The organism is Fibrobacter sp. UWCM (genome assembly GCF_900129735.1).
GTDB lineage: Bacteria > Fibrobacterota > Fibrobacteria > Fibrobacterales > Fibrobacteraceae > Fibrobacter.
The window spans coordinates 174855-189088 of the sequence record NZ_FQWR01000001.1 but is presented as its reverse complement, the minus strand read 5'-3'; the positions used below and the strand labels follow the sequence as shown (position 1 = coordinate 189088).

General features: G+C 55.9%; 11 protein-coding genes. 6 read left to right on the top strand and 5 right to left on the bottom strand.

Annotated elements, in window-relative coordinates; genetic code table 11:
• The first annotated feature begins 11 nt into the window (after nucleotides 1-11).
• The 4 genes from BUB22_RS00665 to BUB22_RS00650 all read left to right on the top strand — a co-directional run bounded on the left by BUB22_RS00665 (nucleotide 12) and on the right by BUB22_RS00650 (nucleotide 3491).
• Nucleotides 12-1202, top strand: a complete 1191-nt coding sequence (locus BUB22_RS00665; protein WP_073113486.1) for an ABC transporter permease — start codon at nucleotides 12-14, stop codon at nucleotides 1200-1202.
• Nucleotides 1199-2380, top strand: a complete 1182-nt coding sequence (locus BUB22_RS00660) for an ABC transporter permease (protein WP_072809063.1) — start codon at nucleotides 1199-1201, stop codon at nucleotides 2378-2380. The genes BUB22_RS00665 and BUB22_RS00660 overlap by 4 nt, the downstream gene beginning before the upstream one ends.
• A 104-nt stretch (nucleotides 2381-2484) precedes the next feature.
• Entirely contained in the window at nucleotides 2485-3198 is a 714-nt protein-coding gene (locus BUB22_RS00655) for a zinc metallopeptidase (RefSeq protein WP_073113485.1), read from the top strand.
• Nucleotides 3199-3206: 8 nt separating this feature from the next.
• Nucleotides 3207-3491: a hypothetical protein gene (locus BUB22_RS00650; RefSeq protein ID WP_072809059.1), complete on the top strand. Its 285-nt coding sequence runs from the start codon at nucleotides 3207-3209 to the stop codon at nucleotides 3489-3491.
• A gap of 94 nt (nucleotides 3492-3585) precedes the next feature.
• Here BUB22_RS00650 and BUB22_RS00645 read toward each other — a convergent pair whose 3' ends face one another.
• Both BUB22_RS00645 and glmS read right to left on the bottom strand, forming a co-directional pair.
• Nucleotides 3586-4977 carry a segregation/condensation protein A gene (locus BUB22_RS00645; RefSeq protein WP_083535302.1) on the bottom strand — a complete coding sequence of 464 codons (1392 nt, stop codon included), beginning with the start codon at nucleotides 4975-4977 and terminating at the stop codon, nucleotides 3586-3588.
• Between the two features lie 40 nt (nucleotides 4978-5017).
• Entirely contained in the window at nucleotides 5018-6847 is a 1830-nt protein-coding gene (gene glmS / locus BUB22_RS00640) for a glutamine--fructose-6-phosphate transaminase (isomerizing) (protein WP_072809049.1), read from the bottom strand.
• Nucleotides 6848-6988: 141 nt separating this feature from the next.
• Between glmS and BUB22_RS00635 the strand changes: the two genes are divergently transcribed.
• Entirely contained in the window at nucleotides 6989-7867 is an 879-nt protein-coding gene (locus BUB22_RS00635; RefSeq protein WP_083535301.1) for an FKBP-type peptidyl-prolyl cis-trans isomerase, read from the top strand.
• A gap of 174 nt (nucleotides 7868-8041) precedes the next feature.
• Here BUB22_RS00635 and BUB22_RS00630 read toward each other — a convergent pair whose 3' ends face one another.
• From BUB22_RS00630 to BUB22_RS00620, 3 genes are all read right to left on the bottom strand, one after another.
• Nucleotides 8042-9436: a S41 family peptidase gene (locus BUB22_RS00630; protein WP_083535300.1), complete on the bottom strand. Its 1395-nt coding sequence runs from the start codon at nucleotides 9434-9436 to the stop codon at nucleotides 8042-8044.
• Nucleotides 9437-9505: 69 nt separating this feature from the next.
• Nucleotides 9506-10810 (bottom strand): S41 family peptidase, encoded by a 1305-nt coding sequence (locus BUB22_RS00625; RefSeq protein WP_083535296.1) that lies wholly within the window; start codon nucleotides 10808-10810, stop codon nucleotides 9506-9508.
• Nucleotides 10811-10919: 109 nt separating this feature from the next.
• Nucleotides 10920-11672 (bottom strand): leucine-rich repeat domain-containing protein, encoded by a 753-nt coding sequence (locus BUB22_RS00620; RefSeq protein WP_073113481.1) that lies wholly within the window; start codon nucleotides 11670-11672, stop codon nucleotides 10920-10922.
• A gap of 270 nt (nucleotides 11673-11942) precedes the next feature.
• On the opposite strand from BUB22_RS00620, the gene BUB22_RS00615 reads away from it, so the two are divergent.
• The gene (locus BUB22_RS00615; protein ID WP_073113480.1) at nucleotides 11943-13835 is read left to right on the top strand and encodes an AIPR family protein; all 1893 of its coding nucleotides are present in this window, start codon (nucleotides 11943-11945) and stop codon (nucleotides 13833-13835) included.
• Nucleotides 13836-14234: the final 399 nt, after the last annotated feature.

Genomic DNA, 14234 nt, shown 5'->3' with positions numbered 1-14234 from the left:
AGGGATTTGCCATGATTTTGAATGGCCTGCTGAATACCATCAGGAAAATCTACTTCAGCCACAATATCGTGTTGTGGATGATTCTCCTGGTGTTGCCCGTGGGCGTATCGCTTTTTACCATGGGCATGTTCACGTCGCAGATTGTGCAGCACGTGCCCATAGGCATCGTGATGCAAGACGACAGCAGGCTTGCGGACAAGATAAACGCCCGCTTGCGTTCGAGCCCCGTTCTGGACGTGAAGCTTGAATGCGGCAGCATGAATGAATGCGAACGTGCGGTAGTCCGCGGGGATTTGCAAGGGTTCCTTGTGCTCCCGAACGAACTGGAACGCAGGGCGCTCCGGCTCGAGACTCCCGTGATCCCCGTGTATTCCAGCGGGCAAAATTACCTCACGAACATGTTCGCGACCAAGGAAATTCGCTCTGTAATTTCTTCTGTGGGTAGCGAGATGTTCGTGCCCGAAATCGCCGACCCGGTAAAGACCGAAATCCATTCCGTGGGGAACGTGGAGGGCAACTACCAGGGGTTTTTAGCGCTCGGGCTCGTGACGGCGATTTTCCACCTTGCGGCGATGATTGTGGGCGTGTATGTACTCTCGTTCCCGCTTCGTGACCATCGCGTTACCGAGATGATCCGCTATGCGGGCGGTTCGCGCCTTACCCTGTGGGTGGCGAGCGTATTCCCGATGAACATCGCTCTCTGGCTCGAACTGATGGGCTGCTACGCCTATTGCCACAGGATGCTCGCCCCGCTCACGTTCGATGAATTTGTCATGACTGCTGCCGCCCAGTTGTTTATGATATGCGCCTGCTCGGGTGCAGGGATCGTTTTTATAGGCGTGGTGGGCGTGATGCGCATAGCGACAGGTGCGGCGGGCGTTATCGGGAGCCCCGCGTTCGCCTTTGCGGGCCAGACCTTCCCGGTGATGGCGATGCCCTTTGCCGTGCGCTGCTTTGCGTTTGTTCTCCCGCTCACGCACGCACTCAAGGTGCAGTCCATGATGCTCTTGGGTGACGTGAGTACGGCCCCCGCTTGGGATTCCGTGAAAATTCTTATCGGGATGGCGATATTCTGGAATGTGCTCGGCGCGCTCCTCATGTCGATGCGCTGGAAACAGCACCTGCGCCGTGAAGCTGCCCGCGGGCAGTCCTCCGGCATGGATGTCGCAGGTATGGACCCAAAAACGGAGGCGGTAACATGATTCGTCGCCTCTGGAAAGTTGCCTTTGCGGAGTGGAAGCTCTTCTACACGGACCCTGCCGCAATTCTCCTCCTTGTGGTGGCAGGGGTCCTGTATGCGTTCTATTACCCGACCCCCTACATATACCAGACGGTATCGAAGGTACCGGTTGCAGTTGTCGACCTCGACAATACTGCGATGTCGCGCGACCTTATCCGCATGGCATCTGCTGCCCAGCAGATAGAGGTCAAGTCTATCTATGCCGAAATGAACGAGGCCGAGGCGGCCATGGCCCGCGAGGAGATATTCGGGTTTATGGTTATTCCCGAGAACATGGAGAAGGACATCCGCGCCAAGCGCCCCGTTTCGGTGAACATCTTTACGCACGGTGCTTACGTGATGCTGCACGGTGCCATAGGTACGGCGTTCTCGACATGCGCGCTTACCGTCGGTGCTACAAACAAAGTAAAGCAAATTGCCCTGGGCAAAAAAGTGCCTTCCGCGAAGGCGATTGCCATGCGCGACCCGATTCCCATCAGCATCCAGACAATGTTCAACAGTTCGGGCAGCTATTCCAACTACGTGGTGCCGAGCGTGCTCGTGGTGATTCTGCAACAGTCGCTCATTATCGGTATCTGCGTCTTGGGCGGTTCGCGCGCCCACAGGCGGTTCCGCAAAAAATTCCGTGACAGTCCCGTCGAGAACGAGACTGCCGAATACCGCTACTTTGGCCGTGCGCTTGCTTATTTTTTGCACTACTGCTCGTTTATCCTCTTCTATCACTGCATCATCTACAACCTGTTCGATTTTCCGCGACGTGGTGAACTTTTGCCCATGATGGTGTTCTCCCTCGTGTTTCTTGCATCGGTCATCAATTTGGGCATGGTCGTCTCGCAGGTGTTCTTGCGCCGCGAATCCAGCATGCAGCTGTTCCTGTACCTTTCCATCCCGATTCTCTTCCTTGCGAATTTCAGTTGGCCCAGTTACCTGATGCCCCAGTGGATGGTCTCAATATCGTACATACTGCCGAGCACTTTTGCCATACCGGCGTGGCTCTCCATTGAGCAGATGGGGGCCGATATATACGAGGTTGCGCCCAAGTTGTACCAGCTTGCAATCCAGGCGGTCGTGTACCTGGTTTTGGGGCTTGTCCTGACCCGCGCCCGCGACAAGGCGAAGATTGACATCGGCGACATGTAGCCTGCTTTTTTTTGATGAAATGCGAATACGCCGGACAGGGTGTTACCTTTTCCGGCTTTGTTTTTATACATTTAGAGTGTAAATATTTCATTGAGGAAACACAGATGTATTTTGATCCGCTTTACATGATGATTCTCGTGGTGACGCTCGCTCTTTCGGGCGGTGTTTCGCTGATGGTCAAGTCGCGCTTCAATGCGGGGCAGAAGGTGAATATTTCTAGCGGGCTTACCGGCGCCGACGTGGCGAAGGCAATCCTCATGGATGCAGGCATTACCGACGTGAAGGTGCTGCAGCATCACGGGTTCCTTTCGGACCACTACAACCCGCTTAACAAGACGCTGAACCTTTCTCCGGAGGTATACAACGGCCGCAATGCGAGTGCCGCGGGTGTCGCCGCCCACGAGGTGGGGCACGCCATCCAGCATGCGCAGGGGTATTTCCCCATGTGGTTGCGCTCTGCCATCGTTCCGGTCGCTAACATCGGGAACAATCTCGGGCCGTGGCTCGTGATTATCGGCATCATGCTCATGGGATTCGGGAAGGCGATAGGCCAGCCGATATCTATCGTGGGCGTGCTCCTGTTTGCAGCGACGACGCTCTTTACGCTGGTGACCGTTCCGGTGGAATTCGATGCCTCTAGCCGCGCTAAAAAGGCTCTCGCCCGCATGGACGTGGTGGCACAGGGCCGCGAGTACAACACCGTCTCGGGTGTGCTGTTTGCCGCGGGCCTTACCTACGTGGCTGCAGCAGTCAGTTCGATTCTCCAACTGCTCTACTGGGCGTACCGCGCAGGTCTCATCGGCGGGCGCAGGGACTAGGGGGCGTTATGGCCGTAAGGACGCTTACCATCGAATGCCCCATGTGCAAGGGCGAAATCGTAGTGGATGCCGATACGGGCGAGGTGCTGAGCCACAAGGAGTTCAAGAAGGAGGTCAAGTCCTTCGATGACTTCTTGAAGGAGCAGAAGTCGCGCAGTTCCGACTTGGAAGCGAAATTTGCCGCCGCGAAGGAGGCGCAGAAGAACCGCGCCGAACTCCTGGAAAAGAAGTTCGAGGCTGCCAAGCAGAACAAGGACCTGAAGGACCCTCCGCCGAGCATCAACTGGGATTAAATTTTTGCACCGAAGGTGCCCGCGAAGAAACTTGTTTCGAGCGTTGGGAGGGTCTTAGGGAGGGCGTAGCCGTGCGAAACCCTCCCTAGTCGCATTAGTCGTCGCCGGAATGGACTTCCAGTGACGGAAAATCGTCATCATCATCGTCGGAATCTTCGGCGATGTTTTCGCTTGAGGTGGTTTCCTCGGCCTGGGTGTCGTAGAACGCCTGGGCCTTTTTCATGAATGCCTCGAATTCCTCGTCGCTCATCTGCGATGTTGCAGGAGCCGCCGGCTTTTCCGTTTCTGCGGGAGGTTCGGGCTGTGAAGAAATTACTTTGTCTGCGCTTGCGGTTTCTTCAACCGGCGATACCGTTTCAGTTGTCGGCGGCACGTTTTCAACCGGAGCGTCGGCTGGTGTGCCCGTCGATCCGTCTGCTAGTGTGGCACTTTCCGCTGGAGAGCCTTCAGCCGGAGCCTGGGCGTTTTCCGCAGCATCGTCTTCCTTCATCATCTCGGCGAACGGGTTCTCCTGAACTTCGCTCAGGTCTTCGCGCCCTTCGAGCATGGCCTGCAGGTTTTCCTCGGTTACCTCGCGCCCGCGGGTTGTCCAGAGTACGGCCTCCTTCATCACGGCGGCGATATCGCCCACGCTGCCTGCCTGTGAGCGGGCCAGCGCCATGTTGCGGATTTCTTCCACCAGGCCGGGTTTCACGTCCGGGTCCTTCGAGTAGAACACGGTCTCGCGCGCCATCTCGTCGGCATAGTCCGGGTTGTTCTTCTTGCGGTAAATCCAGATGGGGCCAAAGAGTTCGCTCTGGCGGAACACCACCTCGTCGGTCTTTATCATCTCGAGGAGTGCCATGAAGGTCACTGCGGCTACAATCGGGTGGCTGTCGTTGTCGAGCAGTTCCTCGAAGAGTGCGCGCCCGTTTACCGAGAGGTAGTTGTTTATCGCCTGTTGCCGGTCCTGGATGGTCACGTAGTCGAGTTCGATGTGGTGGACCGTATCCGAAATCTTTGTCTTGAGGCTCTTCTGGTACGCGCGGAAAAGCTGCCAGATGTTTGCGTCGGCGAGCGTGTCCTCGTCGCTCTGCGTCTTTTCGAGGCGGCCACGGCTGTACGTGCCGAAGTTCTTGCCTTCCATGTCCTGGAGCCCGCCCGCGACCTGCTTGTAGCGCTGGTACTCGAGCATCTCCTGCATGAGTTTTTCGCGGTCGGCGTTGTATTCTTCGACAAGTTCCGGGTCGCGTTCTTCTGCCGGGAGCAGTTCCTGCACCTTGAGGGCCATCAGGCGGCTCGCCATGTACAAAAAGTCGCCCGCCTTCGAGAGGTCGGTCACCCCAATCTTGTTGACCCATGCGAGGAAGTCGTCCGCGATTTCTGCAATCGGGATCTGGTCCAGCGACATTTCCTTCTTCTGGACAAGGTACACGAGCAGGTCCATCGGCCCGTTAAAGGAGCCGATTCGGACTTCGTAATCTTCCTGTTCCTCGATTTCGGTCATTATTCCAAATCTAGAAAATCAAATAGTTCCGAGACTTGCCTTATTCCACCGTCACGCTCTTTGCGAGGTTGCGCGGCTGGTCCACGTCGTTGCCGCGAAGTACCGCGATATGGTAGGCGAGGAGCTGAAGCGGAACGCATGTCACGATAGGCATGAGCATCGGGATTGTCTTCGGCACCTTGATGAGGTGGTCCGCAAACTCGTCGAGCGGCTTGCAGTCTTCGGTGGTGACTGCAATGACGCGGCCGCCACGTGCCTTGATTTCGCGCACGTTGCTGATGACCTTGTCGAACAGCGCATCCTTCGGGGCAATCACGACCACCGGCATGTTCTCGTCGATAAGGGCGATGGGACCGTGCTTCATTTCGGCGGCGGGGTAGCCTTCGGCGTGGATGTAGCTGATTTCCTTGAGTTTCAGGGCGCCTTCCATGGCCACGGGGTAGTTGAAGTGGCGGCCCAGGTACAGGAAGTTGTTCGCCTTCGCGTACTTCTGCGCAATGCCCGCAATCTGGTCCGAAAGCTGTAAGGTCTGCTCCACGAGAGTGGGGAGTTCCTGCATCGCCTTCACGATGTCTGCGCCGCTTTCGAAACTGAGCCTGCGCTGGCGCCCGAGCAAGAGGGCGATCATTGCGAGCACGGTCACCTGCGATGTGAACGCCTTGGTGCTAGCCACGCCAATTTCGGGACCCGCGTGCAGGTATACGCCGCCGTCGCTCGTGCGGGCGATGGTGGAGCCCACGCCGTTGCATATCGCGAGCGCGGTCGCACCCTTCTGCTGGGCCTCCTTGAGGGCCGCAAGCGTGTCGGCGGTTTCGCCGGACTGGCTGATGGCGAGCACGAGCGTGCCCGGCTTGATGATGGGGTTGCGGTACCGGAACTCGGAGGCGTACTCGACTTCCACGGGGACGCCCGCCAGGTCTTCGATCATGTATTCGCCGACCATGCCCGCGTAGTAGCTCGTGCCGCATGCGGTAATGATAATGCGGTTGATGTTTCTCAGTTCCTTGATGTTCGTGTCAAGGCCCGCGAGCTTGGCGTTGCCTTCTGCGCTGAGCAGGCGCCCGCGCATGGTGTTGCGCAACACTTCGGGCTGTTCGAAGATTTCCTTGAGCATGAAGTGCGCGAACCCGCCCTTCGCGACGGCGTCCGCGTCGAATTCCACGTCCTTGACTTCGCGCTGCACCTCGTGGCTGTTCATGTTCACGATGGAGTAGTTGTTGCCCGTAATCTGCACGATGTCGTTATCGTCGAGGTAAACGACCTTCTGCGTGTGGTTGATGATTGCAGAGACGTCACTCGCGAGGAAAAAGTCGGAATTGCTCCCGATGCCGAGGATGAGCGGGCTGCCGCGGCGTGCCCCGATGAGCGTGCCCGGTTCCTCGCTGCAGATGACGGCAAGGCCGAACGTGCCTTCCACCTTGTCGAGCGCCTTGAGCACGGCCGCCTTCAGGTCGCCCTTGTAGAAGCGGGCGATGAGGTGTGCTAGGACTTCGGTATCGGTTTCGGACTGGAACTTGATGCCTTCCGAAATGAGTTTTGCCTTGAGGCTTGCGTAGTTCTCGATGATGCCGTTGTGGACAATCGAAATTTTCCCGTCGTAGCTTGTGTGCGGGTGGGCGTTTTCGACGGTGGGGGCGCCGTGCGTGGCCCAGCGGGTGTGCGCGATGCCGGTCTTTCCGGTAACTTTCTGCGTTTTCAGCTTGTCTTCGAGCGCGCTAATCTTGCCCGAAGCCTTCACCACGTGGATGCTGCCGTTCTCGATGACAGCGATGCCCGAGCTATCGTAGCCGCGGTACTCGAGCTTCTTGAGCCCGCCGACCAGGATGGGCAATGCTTCGCTTTGACCGATGTAACCGACAATTCCGCACATAAAAATTCCTTGAATGGGGTAAAAAAGAACTATACGGCAAAATATACGAAAAGAAAGTGTAAAAAATACTTTTATGTGAGAAAAATCACGTTTGATTTGCTATTTTAAATAGCGTCTAAAATAAACTCAAAAGAGGACACTATGAAAACAAAATTGATTATTGCCGCTGGCGCTCTCGCCATGCTCATGACCGGCTGTGACCAGCTGTGCCCGAGCAAGAGTGCTCCGGCCAAGACCTCCCTGGTTACCCAGAAGGATACGACCAGCTACGCCTTCGGTGCGCACTTTGCCAACCAGGTGTACGCCCAGCTCGTGGCCCGCGATTCCATCGAACTGGATCTTGACCTCTTTATCCAGGCTTTCAAGGACCGTTTCAGCCAGGATTCCAGCAAGTACCTGATGAACGATTCCACCGTGTTTGCTACCCTCATGAACATCCAGCAGCAGAAGCAGCTTGAAGCTCAGAAGAAGGACAGCATCGCTTCTGAAAAGCGCAAGAGCGAAGGCGCCGCCTTCCTCGAGACGAACAAGACTGCCGAAGGCGTCGTGACGACTGCTTCGGGCCTCCAGTACAAGGTGCTTACCGAAGGTACGGGCGCTACTCCGGGTGATTCCGACGTGGTAAAGGTGCACTACACCGGAACGCTCCTCGACGGAACCAAGTTCGATAGCTCCATCGACCGTGGCCAGCCGCTCGAATTCCCGATTAACGCCGTGATTCCGGGCTGGACCGAAATGCTCAAGCTCATGAAGGTGGGCGAGAAGGTTACCGCATGGATTCCGTTCGACCTCGCTTATGGCCCGTACGGCCGTCCTCCTCAGATTCCGGGCTACAGCCTGCTCGTGTTCGAAATGGAACTCATCGACACCAAGGCTCCGGAAGCCCCGAAGGCTGAACCTGCTGCCAAGCCCGCCAAGGCTGTGAAGGCTGCAAAGCCTGCTGCCCCGAAGGCCGAAGCCAAGCCTGCCGAAGCCCCGAAGGCAGAGGCCAAGCCCGCCGAAGCCCCGAAGGCTGAATAAGGCTGCTTAGAAAATCAGTAAAAACACCTCCGCTCAATGCGGAGGTATTTTTATTTGCACCGCAGGTGCGCACGTAAATAATTCGTGCTTACCATAATCTTGTGACTAGAACGAAACGAATTATTAAGTGTCGGGAGGGTCTTAGGGAGGGCTCGCCCTCCCTAGTCTAAAAAACTACCTGCGGATTATCCTGAACAACCCGCGGTCGAGTTCCTTGTTGCCGTGCTTCTTCGCGAGCGTGAAGTGCCCCTTGTCGACGGTGCCGTAGCCCTGCGTACGCTGTGCCGTGCCCTCCTTCGCGAGTTCAACCGCCTTCTGCATCGCCTTGTTGGAGTCCCCTTCTTCGAAATCCGGGACAATTCCGTACTTCTGGTAGGTTCCCCAGTTCTTGTCCAGGAGCCTCATGCTGGTAATGCCGGTGAGGCCGCCCGCGATGGTTTCCAGGTACGACTGCCCGATGGCCTTGCCGTAGGTGGTTTGCCCCACGACGGGTGATTTCGTGTTGCTCACGACGCCTGCAACCATGAGTTCCGCACAGCTGGCGCTATTGCTGTCTGCGAGAATCACGTAGTAGCGCTCGGCTCCGATACCGTCCTCTTTGGTAATATAGGTTGTCGTGTCGATATAGGGCTCCTCGGTGAGGGAGTCAATGGTGTGGCTGATAATCGTGATGATGGTGTCGTTCTTGGGGAGCATTTCTGCCGCCATGTTGACGCAGTGCTCCACGGTGCCGCCCGGGTTTCCGCGAAGGTCGATGATGGTGGATTTCGCGCCGGCAGTTTCTTCCAGGGCGTCGAGGAATTCTCCGTACGTGCCGGTGACAAGTACGGTCGTGTCCGTAAATTCGGTGACGGTAATTACCGGGATGGAGTCGACCATGTCGACAAAGACTGTGGGGGAAAAGTATTGGTCGAACGTGATTGAAATATTGAGGGTGTCCTCGCCACGCTTGATGGTGAAGGGGACGGTTTCTCCGGCATCGAATACGGCTTCGAGCCTCCTGAAGTGTTGCTCGTTGCGGGGGCCCGTTCCGTCAATCGTAAGCAGAGTGTCTCCCTTCAGCACGCCCGCCTTGTCTGCAGGGCCGTTCTTGTACACGTGCTTGAATACGAGCGTACCGGAATTGGTGCATAAGCCGTCCGTTGTACAGTTGGTCTCGATAATTTCCTGGAAGTCCGCGCCGATGCCCGCCGTCGCTTCGGAATAGACCAACTGCTTGAGAATCCTTTCTGCGATATACGGGCTGAAGTAGTTCGTGAAGTTGTCGCTCAGGGTCGAGTACATGTACGATACGTCAGGGAATTCGTAGTCGTCCTCGGTAAATCCATTTTTTGCGCCTTCGTCGAGGTACTTGTTGACGTCCTTGACTTCCGTTTCGGCATTGACGTACATCGCCTGGAGAAAGAAATTCGTGAAGAGTAATTCCTGCTGGGCCTTGGGTAGACGGCTAAAGGATTCCTCGTCCATGTAAGGCGATAGAATTTCTTCGTCAGAAGCGGATGTCGTGCAGGCCTGGAACAGCAATGCAGCTGCACTAAGCCCAGCTATAAACAGATGCGTGAATTTCATACCTTCTCCTTTTTTATCGCATACGTTTACGTATGCGCGAGGCTAGCTTTGCTTGCTGAAGTTTTTTCTTTACCAAACTACAAAATTTTCGACAAGTGCGCCGCCGGGAATCTCGTATCGGGGCCTTTCGGGCACGATGATTTCCGGTTCGTTGACAACATTTCTAGACATAGAGCCTGCCGCCTTTGCGGGCGCATAGCCGGTCTTTTTCGGGACCCCGCCGAAGTGAACCTCCGCCGCCTCGATGGCACACGCGATGCTCGCGCCGCCTTCACAGCGGTACTGGGGCACGAGCCCCTTCTTGTGGTACGAATTCCCCTTCGGGGTCAAGAACTCGAGCGTCGTTATGGTGGCAAGCCCCCCTGCGGGCGTGCTCCAGGACGATTGGCCGATTCCCTTGCCGTAGGTGGTAATGCCCACGAGCGGGATATCTTCGAGTTCGGTGACCGCGGCTGCAAAAATCTCCGCACACGATGCGCTCCCGTTATTGGCGAGCAACACGAACTTCCCGCCTTCTCCGGGATCGCCCGCGGTGGCGTCGTTTTTCGTGTTGTACTCGGTGCGCTTCCCGTCGGGCGAGAACGCGTACCATTTCCGGGAAGAAAGCGTCCCCTGCCTTACGAACAGGTCTGCCATGCGGATGCACTGGTCCACGTGCCCGCCGGGGTTGTTCCGGAGGTCGAGAATGCGCGGTGACTTGTCGCCCGTAGAGGATTCCAGGTATTTCTTGAGTTCCCCGTAGGTGCCGTTTTCGCGGTCGTACGTGTCGGGTTTGAACTCGCGGATGTTGATGACCGCATGTCCGCCGACCGTGTCCACGAATACCGTCGGGGCGTAGATGGTCTCGCGCTTCATGTCGTAGGTCTTGACCTCCCCGTTGTACTCGATTTCGAGGGAGATGTCCGCAGTGTCGTTGAAAACGCTCCTGTAGGTGGAGTAGGCGTCGTCGCCGGTAAGTTCGACCCCGTTTATCGAAATGACGTTGCCGTAGCGGGGAACGCCCGCACGGTCGGCGGGGCTTTCGGGGTACACGCGGTTGATGAACAGCGGATGCTCGAGGCTCACGTCGCGCAAGAACTCCACGCCGATGTCGCCGGTGATGATGCTCGTGTTGCGCGACTCAATGACTGCCTCGCTGTGCGAAGGTTCCGTATAGCGGGTGTACCTGTCGGTAAGCACACTGAAGAGCGCCTGCACGGAATCCCCCTCTTCGGGTATCGCCGCCAGTTCTTCCCCGTAGAGGTAGGTCTTTTGCAACAGCCAGTAGTTGTATTCGTACTCGCTTGGCGCAGGAATGCTCTCTACAGGCGACAAAAAGTCGTTGCACGCAGCAAGCATCGCTACAAGCGGCAGATATACGAGATGCCGGAACATAAACGCCTAAACATGGTCAATAGTCATTGGTCAATGGTCATTAGTTTTTTGTGCCGAAGGCACGATGGTTTTGCCAATGACTAACAACTAATGACTAACGACTAAAGAATTACTGATCTACCTTCAGGCCCTTCTTGTTCAGGAGTGCGTGCGGTACGCCTTCTTCCATCGGGTTTTCCACGACGGATACTGTCTCGAGCTTGTCGCACTGGCTGAGCGATTCGGGGAGCGTCGACAGCTGGTTCGCGTCGAGCACGAGTTCGCGGAGCTTCTTGAGGTTTCCGAGTTCGGAGGGCACGCTGCTCAGGCTGTTGCCCGAAACCATGAGAATCTCGAGGTTCGCAAGCTTCCCGAGGGATGCCGGGATGGAGGCGAGTTCGTTGTTGTCGAGGTAGAGCTTCACGAGGCTCTTCATGTCGCCGATGGTCGCGGGAATTTCGGAGAGCATGTTGTCGTGGAGGCTGAGCTTGGTGACCTTTGTCCACTTGCCAATCTCTTTCGGGAGGTCCAGGAGCTGGTTCTTCGCGATGTTCACTGTATTCAGGTTCACGAGGTTCCCGACGCTAGCCGACAGTTCGGACAGGCTGTTGTAGCCCAGGTAGAGGTGGTTCAGGTTCTTGAGCTCGCCGATGGTCTCGGGGAGTTCCATCAGGTCGTTCTCGCTCACCGAGAGGCTCTTCAGGTTCTTGAGTTTCCCGATTTCGTCGGGTATTTCGACCAGCTTGTTGCGGTCGAGGTTCAGTTCTTCGAGGGAGTCGATTTCGAAAAGCTCGGGCGGGAGGAGCCTGAGTTCCTTCTGGGACAGGTCGAGCGATTTGGCCTTCTCGGCCTTTGCCTTGGCAATAATATCAAGCAGATTCATACGTCACTCCTTGTCGATAGTTTCTCTCCCCTAAATCATAGTATTTTTACCCGATTTTGCGGAAGCGGCACCGAAAAAAAAGAAAAAAAACGATTTTCTGTACATTTGTTCACTATTTTTTGACGTTTGTAGTGGTGTTTTTACAAAAGATTTGTTATTTTTTTACTCAAATTGTAGTTTTGAAACTATTTTTAGTGTGCGAATTACGATACTGGCATATTATGTAATGTTTTTATATGGTATGCCGCCGGTATAATAGTTGAGGAAAAAATGGAACTAACAAAATCGCAGGAACGCCGTCTGGCATTTGTCGCTAGCCTCCTAAGCTTGAACCCTAACGATCCCAACGACCGAATAAAGGCTCTCCGGCACCTGAACCTGGACGAAAACGGCTGTTTCCACGGCTTCCAGTATTCTCAGGGCTTCATGGAGTTCTTCATATTCCTGGACGAGGATACCCCGCTCGAGAAGGTTGTCGCGCACCTGAATTCCGACCTCAAACTGCTCCAGATTGCCGTTTTCCGCACAAGCGACCCCACAAACCCGTTCTTCCTCTCCCTGCGTGAAGAGGCAGACCCGTGGGACGTGAAGAAGATTTCTGACGGCGACGAGGAGGAAGACGAAGATACTCCGGCAAGCCGCCCGTACATGGAAACGCTCCAGATTACGGTGCTCCGCACCAAGGCTAGCCGCGACCTCACCGACTCTGAACTGGAACGCACCCTCAAGGATATGCGCCGCAAGCTCGGTATCTGGAAGAACGAGGTGAAGGCCAAGCTCGAGATTATCGCCGAGCACGACGACCTTACCCGCGACCTCCGCAGCGCCGACGACAAGCTTGAAATCGTGATGGAATCCGAACCGCTCCACCTCACGAGCGACCATGGCGAACTCTTCCTCGGTTTCTGCCCCATCCGCACGATTTTCGATTACCACGTAGCCCTCGGCAAGCGCCTCAAGACAAAGCACAACATGGCGATTGTCTCGAGCAACATCCGTACCTACCTCGGTAACCTCACGCATACGAACGCGGCCCTCATCGACGCCTTCCAGACTATGGAACGTAACGATGACGAGAACGTGAATATCGACGACTTCCCGTTCCTGCACAACGGTATGACCCTTACCGGTGATGACCTGCGCGCCAAGGAACGCGACGGCAAGAAGGTGCTCGTCATTGAACGCCCGAAAATCATTAACGGTGCCCAGTCCCTGTTTACCTACGAAACCTACGCGAAGAAGAGCAAGAAGCCCGTGAACCCGCAGGTGCTCGTGAAGGTCGTGGTGCCGTACCCCGGTGCCGACAACTTCCTGAACCAGGTGACCATGGCCAACAACCGCCAGAACCCGGTGTTCAGCTACCACCTGCGCGCCGCAGACGACCTGCAGTTCTTCATTTGGCAGCGCTACCAGGAAGAAGGCTTCACCTACGTTTACAAGGATGGCGTGCGCCTCAAGGCACGTACCCGTAAGCTCGAAGTCCGCATGCGCCCCGAACTTGCAAAGACCCTGTTCATGATGGATGGCAAGCTCAGCGAATGCCGCAGTAGCGACTGCATCTTCGACAAGGAAACGCTTTACCAGCGCTGCTTCGGTGCGTTCGTGCGCGTCGCCCCGGACAAGGAAAAGGATTTCGTCCGCAAGACTATCGCCTTCACGAAGGCATGGCAGCTCCTTAGCCGCCTCCCGATTAAGATCCGCAAGGTTACCCCGGGCAAGGGCGTGTCTATCGAGGCCAACGACGATAACCCGCTGACCAAGATTACCTGGAATGGCCGCCTGGAAGACAAGTTCATCTTCCGTAGCGCCGTGAAGGACCTGGTGGTTGCTCTCGCGCTCAAGCACTGGCTTGTGTACGGCGACCCGATTCAGGATTTCGAATGGCTTGTCGATAACGAACTCAACTTCAACGAGTCTATCCTCAGGTACGCTTCGAAAATCTACACCGAAGACCTGAAGGGCATTCTCATCAACGAGTTCAAGGACAATCCGGCCTACTACGACACGATCACCACTATCGACAAGGATAGTGGCGAATCCGTGGAACGCCGCCTGTGGAAGGGCTTCGCGAACACCGCCACTTACGACAAGATGATGGATCTCCTGTGCAAGAAGAACCGCTCTTGGGAAAAGTGCCGCGGCGGCATCGAGATGTTCATCTAGTCGCAGGCTAACAGCCCAAAGGATTTAATCCCCGCTCCGGCGGGGATTTTCTTTTTTTTGCGTTCTCAGCTGTCATCCCCGCGAAGGCGGGGATCTCCCTTTTGCTTCTTATGCCCCCAAGGCCTTCGCAGTAGTGTGCAAGCGAGTGTCGCGGCGGACTGCTTGCAGGCCGACATGACCGAGCGCAGCCACGGACGCCTATACGAAACTTGCCACTTTAGTGGCTTAGTTGAGTTATCCTCTTTGAGGAGTAGGCGTCCACTCTGAGCTGGGGCCCCTCCCGCATGACTTTTAATCCTTAATTTTTTGCAACTTTGAAATTGCAAAGTGAAAAATTGCTAATTTGGCAGAAAATTCACTTTTTAACTGAATTTGGCTCGGCTGAATTCTGTATTTTGT

Bases quoted from the DNA above. Each gene is read 5' to 3' on its own strand.
- BUB22_RS00665 (WP_073113486.1), top strand. From the start codon at position 12: ATGATTTTGAATGGCCTGCTGAATACCATCAGGAAAATCTACTTCAGC.
- BUB22_RS00660 (WP_072809063.1), top strand. From the start codon at position 1,199: ATGATTCGTCGCCTCTGGAAAGTTGCCTTTGCGGAGTGGAAGCTCTTC.
- BUB22_RS00655 (WP_073113485.1), top strand. From the start codon at position 2,485: ATGTATTTTGATCCGCTTTACATGATGATTCTCGTGGTGACGCTCGCT.
- BUB22_RS00650 (WP_072809059.1), top strand. From the start codon at position 3,207: ATGGCCGTAAGGACGCTTACCATCGAATGCCCCATGTGCAAGGGCGAA.
- BUB22_RS00645 (WP_083535302.1), bottom strand. From the start codon at position 4,977: ATGACCGAAATCGAGGAACAGGAAGATTACGAAGTCCGAATCGGCTCC.
- glmS (WP_072809049.1), bottom strand. From the start codon at position 6,847: ATGTGCGGAATTGTCGGTTACATCGGTCAAAGCGAAGCATTGCCCATC.
- BUB22_RS00635 (WP_083535301.1), top strand. From the start codon at position 6,989: ATGAAAACAAAATTGATTATTGCCGCTGGCGCTCTCGCCATGCTCATG.
- BUB22_RS00630 (WP_083535300.1), bottom strand. From the start codon at position 9,436: ATGAAATTCACGCATCTGTTTATAGCTGGGCTTAGTGCAGCTGCATTG.
- BUB22_RS00625 (WP_083535296.1), bottom strand. From the start codon at position 10,810: ATGTTCCGGCATCTCGTATATCTGCCGCTTGTAGCGATGCTTGCTGCG.
- BUB22_RS00620 (WP_073113481.1), bottom strand. From the start codon at position 11,672: ATGAATCTGCTTGATATTATTGCCAAGGCAAAGGCCGAGAAGGCCAAA.
- BUB22_RS00615 (WP_073113480.1), top strand. From the start codon at position 11,943: ATGGAACTAACAAAATCGCAGGAACGCCGTCTGGCATTTGTCGCTAGC.